The organism is Streptomyces durbertensis, assembly GCF_014156695.1.
Taxonomy (GTDB): Bacteria; Actinomycetota; Actinomycetes; order Streptomycetales; family Streptomycetaceae; genus Streptomyces; species Streptomyces durbertensis.
The window spans coordinates 1-3750 of the sequence record NZ_WMLF01000492.1 but is presented as its reverse complement, the minus strand read 5'-3'; the positions used below and the strand labels follow the sequence as shown (position 1 = coordinate 3750).

Sequence of the window (3750 nt, the reverse complement as noted above, 5' to 3'; positions counted from 1 at the left end):
AGGGAATCGAACCCTTGACCTACGCATTACGAGTGCGTCGCTCTGGCCGACTGAGCTAAGGCGGCGTGCTGCGGTGGCGTGTGGCGACCGCGGCGCGGACCAGTCTACACAGTTCCGGGAGGTGGTCGGCGCCATGGTCGGGAGGGGTCAGGGGCAGCGTTTGTCGGCGGGTGGGACGCGGCCTTCGAGGAGGTAGGCGTTGACGGCGTCGTTGACGCAGTCGCCGCCGCGGACGTAGGCGGTGTGGCCGTCGCCGTCGTAGGTGAGGAGGGTGGCGGAGCGGAGTTGTTCGGCGAGGCTCTCGGCCCAGATGTAGGGGGTGGCCGGGTCGCGGGTGGTGCCGATGACGAGGATGGGGTCGGCGCCGGCGGCCTCGATGCGGTGGGGGCGGCCGGTCGGCTTCGCCGGCCAGTCGGCGCACATCAGGGCGGCGTAGGCGAAGCCGCGGCCGAAGACCGGGGACACCTTCTCGAAGGAGGGCACGGCCTTGCGGGCTTCCGCGGGGTCGGCGAAGGCGGCGGGCTGGTCGAGGCAGGTGACGGCGGTGTAGGCGAACATGATGTTGCCGTAGCTGCCGTCGGGGTCGCGTTCGTTGTAGGCGTCGGCGAGGCGGAGGAGGGCGGCGCCGTCGCCCTTCATGGCGTCGGTGAGGGCGTCGCGGAGCATGCCCCAGGCGTTCTCGTCGTACATGGCGAAGATCACGCCGGTGGTGGCCAGGGCCTCGGTGAGCGGGCGGTCCTCACCGGTGTCGAGGGGTTCGCGGTCGACGCGTTCGAAGAAGTCGGCGAGGCGTTCGGCGGCGTCCTTGGCGCTGGTGGTGCCCAGGGGGCAGCCGGAGCGGCGGACGCAGTCGGCGGCGAACGCGTTGAAGGCGGTGTTGAAGCCCGCGGTCTGGTCGCGGTTGAGTTGTTCGGCGCTGAGGGAGGGGTCCATCGCGCCGTCCAGGACGAGGCGGCCGGCGCGGGAGGGGAAGAGCCCGGCGTAGGTCGCGCCGAGCTGGGTGCCGTAGGAGAAGCCGACGTAGTGCAGCTTGCGGTCACCGAGGACCTCGCGGAGGACGTCCATGTCGCGGGCGGCCTCGGTGGTCGACACGTGGTCGAGGAGTTTGCCGGCCTGGCGGCGGCAGCCGTCGGCGAACCGCTTGTTGGCGGCGGTGAGGGCCTTGGCCTCGGCCGCGTCGTCGGGAGTGATGTCGAGTTGTGTGTGGCGGTCCATCGCGGGGCCGTCGAGGCACTCGACGGGCTGGCTGCCGGCGACGCCGCGCGGGTCCATGCCGACGATGTCGTAGCGCGCCCGGATCTCCGCCGGGAAGCCGACGCCGGCGGCGAGCCGCACGTATTCGACGGCGGAGCTGCCCGGCCCGCCGGGGTTGACCATCAGGGAGCCGATGGGCTCCTGCGAGCCGGTCGCGCGGGTGCGGACGACGGCCAGGCGCACGTCCTCGTCCGCGTCGGGCGCGGCGTAGTCGAGCGGGACGCGCAGGGTGGCGCACTCGAAGCCCTTGGTGCCGCAGTCCCGCCAGCGCAGCTTCTGCCCGTAGTAGGGGCGCAGTTCGTCGGGGACGGCGGTGGGGAGCGGCTGGAGGAGTTCGGTCGTGCCCGGTTGGCGCTTGCCGTAGTCCTGCGGTTCGAGGGGTGGGGCGGCCTTGCCGCCGTTGCCGTCGGTGCAGCCGGTGAGGAGAAGTGCCGCGGTCAGCAGCGCGGCGGCGGCGCGGACCAGTCCCTTGTTTCCCATGCGCGACCTCTCGCCGACCGTTCGGACGTCCTGTCGGGGAGCGTACAACGCGCTAAACGATCAAGCGGTCAGGCGGAGCGGAGGCTGACGGTCATCGCCTCGACGGCGAGCAGCGGGGCCACGTTGCGGTCCAGGGCCTCCCGGCAGGCGAGGACGGCCTCCATCCGGCGGAGCGTCTGCTCGGGGCGGCTGGTCGCGGCGACCTGCGCGACGGCGTCGTCCGCGCCGCCTCCGCCGAGGCCCACGGCCGTGCCGAGCTGGCGGGCGAGCACGTCGCGGTAGAAGGCGGTGAGGTCGGTGAGCGCCAGGTCGAGCGAGTCGCGCTGGGTGCGGGTGGCGCGGCGTTTCTGACGGTCCTCCAGCTCCTTCATGGCGCCGGCCGTGCCGCGCGGCATCCGCTTGCCCTCGCTGCCGCCGAGCGCGGCCCGCAGCTCGTCGGTCTCCTTGGCGTCCAGTTCCTCGGCCCTCTGCTTGGCGTCCTCGGCGGCGGCGTCGATCAGCTCCTGGGCCGCCTTGAGGCAGCCGCCGACGCCGTCGACCCGCAGGGGGATGCGGAGCACCGTGGTGCGGCGGGCCCTGGCCCGCTCGTCGGTGGCCAGCCGGCGGGCCCGCCCGACGTGGCCCTGGGTGGCGCGGGCGCACTCGTGCGCGAGGGCCGGATCGACGCCGTCGCGGCGGATCAGCAGGTCGGCGACGGCCTGCACGGCCGGCGTACGCAGGGAGAGCTGGCGGCAGCGGGAGCGGATCGTCGGCAGCACGTCCTCGGTGGAGGGCGCGCACAGCAGCCAGACCGTGCGGGGGGCGGGCTCCTCGACGGCCTTGAGGAGGACGTTGCCGGCGCCCTCGGTGAGCCGGTCGGCGTCCTCCAGGACGATCACCTGCCAGCGCCCGCCCGCCGGCGAGAGCTGGGCCCGGCGCACCAGGTCGCGGGTCTCCTTCACACCGATCGTCAGCAGGTCGGTGCGGACGATCTCCACGTCGGCGTGGGTGCCGACGAGGCTGGTGTGGCAGCCGTCGCAGAAGCCGCAGCCGGGGGCGCCGCCCAGCGCCCGGTCGGGGCTGACGCACTGGAGTGCGGCGGCGAAGGCCCGGGCGGCGGTCGCCAGACCGGAGCCGGGCGGGCCGGTGAACAGCCAGGCGTGCGTCATCGACGAGCCGCCGGTCGGCGCCGGCTCGCCGGCCGCCGCGGCCGTGACATACGCGTCGGCGTCACGGGCGGCGGCCGTCAGCTGCGCCGCGACCCGGTCCTGACCGACCAGGTCGTCCCAGACCGCCATGGGGCTCCCTCCGTCGGTCGGGCCTGTGGGGCCGTTGTGCTGCTTGTTGTGCTTGAGTCGCTGTTCTTGTCGCCGTCGCCGCCATTCTCCGTCATCGCACCGACAGTGGCGGACGGCCGCGCGGCGCGGTGAGCAGCGGGCGGGACGGGTGGTGCAGGTGGTCAGCGGCGCTTCCCGCGGTTCCGGCCGCTCTCCTCGTCGGCGGTCCCGGTGCTTCCGGGCTTCCCGGGCTTCCCCGCGTCCCCGGCGTCGTCTACGTCGTCGGCGTCCTCGAAGGGGCCGAGGAGTTCGTCGGCGAGCGTGGGGAGGTCGTCCATCGGGGTCTCCTCGGCCCACTCCGGACGCGGGCGGCGCGGGCGGCCGCTGTCGTCGAGCTGCGGCAGCTCGCGGGTGCGGTCGGGCGCGGCGTTGTCCTCGGGTACGCGCGGAAGAGCCCTGGTCTCGGCCTCGTCCGGCGCGGCGGCCGGCGTGGTGTTCCGGGAGCCGCGGGCGTCCGGGCGGGACTGCTCGGGGGCGACCTGCGGAAGGGCCGTGGTCTCCGCCTCGTCGGCGGGGACCCGGGGCAGCACGGCCGTCTCGTCGGCCCGCGCCTCGGCAGGCACCTGCGGCAGGACGGTCGTCTCCTCCTCCGCGGCGGGCGGCCGGGGGACCTGCACGGTGTCGTCCTCGTTGCCGCCGGTCGGTCGCCGGCCGGACGAAGCGGCCTGCGCGGAAGGCGGCGTGGTGGACGGCGGGGCGG

The 3750-nt window shown here is 74.6% G+C and carries 2 protein-coding genes and 1 pseudogene; all 3 read right to left on the bottom strand.

Annotated features, from left to right (window positions below; translation table 11 throughout):
* Positions 1 to 147: 147 nt before the first annotated feature.
* Positions 148 to 1734, bottom strand: a complete 1587-nt coding sequence (locus GL263_RS23215; RefSeq protein WP_182857699.1) for an alpha/beta hydrolase — start codon at positions 1732 to 1734, stop codon at positions 148 to 150.
* 68 nt (positions 1735 to 1802) lie between these two features.
* The gene (locus GL263_RS23210) at positions 1803 to 3011 is read right to left on the bottom strand and encodes a DNA polymerase III subunit delta' (protein WP_182857698.1); all 1209 of its coding nucleotides are present in this window, start codon (positions 3009 to 3011) and stop codon (positions 1803 to 1805) included.
* A 161-nt stretch (positions 3012 to 3172) separates the two neighbouring features.
* Positions 3173 to 3750: pseudogene (locus tag GL263_RS23205) on the bottom strand (dTMP kinase); the annotation flags it as partial.